The following is a 2175-nucleotide window of genomic DNA, read 5'->3' on the forward strand; positions in this document are numbered from 1 at the left end:
GACTTCCAAGAAATTTTCTTGGGCCGTCACTAAGCACATCTCCGATTCCTTCAATCTTCCCGAAAGTCTCGCGGGCTTTCGCTTTACTCTCGATTCTTCGTTTTTGACCGTCGTTTCGAGGGTGAGACCAATTATAGAATATTCGGGAGGAAAAACAAGGGGGTAGCGTAAAAAAATTTCACTTTTTTTGAAAAATATTCGTACCATCCGTAAAAGTTACACGTTGTTAACACAATATTAACATTCCAAATTGGTAATCAACTTAATAACAGCAATGCTTAAAGCAACGATAGCTATTGAACAGAGCGGTATCGCAATGATTGAATTGATAACGGTTACCGAAAAACCAAAGGGCTAAATTCTATGCACGCCATTTGACTTATACAAAATAATTCTATCCCCGCTGTATCCAAGAGCATTTAGTCCTTTGATTATGGGAGCAATATCTTTCATTAACACATCTTTTTCAAAAAGTATTTTCATCTGGCTTTCTAATAAGTCCTGAGCATATTTTATTTCTTTTGGAGGATTCTTCTTTTGAACGGACATCCGCTAAGAATTTCCATAAATCTTCTTGATTATTAAAAGAATGATAGTCATAGCCATGAAACGAACTATTTTCACTTAATGCATTTTCATTCATGCTGATAACATATTTAACGTCATCTTTTGAAGCATAAAATGTCAATAACTAATCCAAAGCTTTATAATCTTTAAAACACTCTATTTAAGATTCTCTATGATCATTCTTTGCACTCAAAAATTCATTAAGCAACAACTTTGAGCGATTACGCCCATACTTATACCTCAAAAAAGGCACATGTCGATGAATAAAAAAGCTTCCTCTAGTTCAATCTTTCTTTTCTGATTTAGCTCACTTTCAAGAGGCACAATCAACAGATCATGAATAGCAGAAATATCGGTAGCGGTCTTACCGATAACGTTTCCGTTCAGCGAATATTCATCGAGATTCACATCCAGAACGGGTTCGTTCGAATTCAGAGTCATGAATTCCTTTTTACCGTTGCCGCAAGGAGAAAAAGGGAGAAAACAGGATGTATGCGGAAAATCCATTCATTTGTATGCGTTATTCCTCATACTATTCCAAATCCAAATACAATCGAATCTTATAACCATAAGTTTTTAATTTTTTCACTATAGGTGCAATTTTTTTAACCAACACGTCCTTTTTAAAACTTACAAATATCTGATCGCTATCTTCTTTATCTTGCAATTCTCGTCTAAGACGAATATCTTCTATAAATTTCCATACATCATCTATATTTTCATAGGTGTACAATTTTTCCCCATCGATCAAACCGGATTCATTCAAGCTTACTTCATAAGAAAGACAATCTCCATTAGATCTTATGGTTAATGAAAAATCAATAAATTTTTGAGCACACTTTACAAGCAGTTCAGTATCCTTAATACGCCTATCCAGAATTTCATCAGTTATAATTCTTTTATGTGAAATTTTTTCTGAAAACTTATCCATTTGCCTCTCAATTTTTTCTCGCCGGCATGAAGAAAGATTTATTCCCTCATCTGAAAAAGGGTACGAACTTCTTTCTGGCAAATTCATATCAAGCGGTTCCCTGAAATTAGAACCGATCACATATTGAAATGATACATATCCACTGAACCCCATCGTAGCGATAACTTTATAAAAAACGTCATACGAAAGGTTTTCATCGATATGAAGCCTAGCATTTGATTCATCGGCAGGAATTCCCTTCCTTAAAGCCTCTTCTTGTTCAACCCTTCGAATCTCTTGCAATTCATTATCGAGAGGCATAATTAGCAAATCTTCATTATTCGAAATATCGGTGGCGGTCTTGCCGATAACGGTTCCGTTCAGCGAATAGTCTTCGGTATTGACATCTATAACAACCTCCCCCTGCTTCGGAGTCATGAAATCCTTTTTGGCACTGTCGCAAGCAACAAGGAGAAAAAGGGAGATAAACAAGATGTACGCGGAAAGTCTATTCATTTGTACGGAATATACAAAAATAGTCTTGCATAAGCCACCGCGAACGACATCGCGACATTGCGCGGGCGGCACAGAAACAAGAAAGGGCCCCTCGAGGATTTCCTCAAGGGGCGTGAGCCGCAAGCGGCATGTACTGACATGCCGTGGCGGCGAGAGCGAGCGCCTCGACGGAGTCCCGGCAG

Annotated in this window: 2 protein-coding genes and 1 pseudogene; all 3 read right to left on the bottom strand. The window is 37.7% G+C overall.

The window, feature by feature from the left end; all coding sequences use genetic code 11:
- Positions 1–466: 466 nt before the first annotated feature.
- Positions 467–643: a hypothetical protein gene (locus B9Y77_RS16120; protein ID WP_176221792.1), complete on the bottom strand. Its 177-nt coding sequence runs from the start codon at positions 641–643 to the stop codon at positions 467–469.
- A gap of 164 nt (positions 644–807) precedes the next feature.
- A complete protein-coding gene (locus B9Y77_RS15730; RefSeq protein ID WP_139829344.1) occupies positions 808–1008 on the bottom strand; it encodes a hypothetical protein in 201 nt (66 codons plus the stop codon).
- Between the two features lie 91 nt (positions 1009–1099).
- Positions 1100–2175 (bottom strand): annotated as a pseudogene (locus B9Y77_RS15735) (hypothetical protein); the annotation flags it as partial.

The sequence above is a fragment of the Fibrobacter sp. UWB13 genome (genome assembly GCF_900177805.1).
In the GTDB taxonomy this organism is placed as follows: Bacteria; Fibrobacterota; Fibrobacteria; order Fibrobacterales; family Fibrobacteraceae; genus Fibrobacter.

Bases quoted from the DNA above. Each gene is read 5' to 3' on its own strand.
- B9Y77_RS15730 (WP_139829344.1), bottom strand. From the start codon at position 1,008: ATGACTCTGAATTCGAACGAACCCGTTCTGGATGTGAATCTCGATGAA.
- B9Y77_RS16120 (WP_176221792.1), bottom strand. From the start codon at position 643: ATGAATGAAAATGCATTAAGTGAAAATAGTTCGTTTCATGGCTATGAC.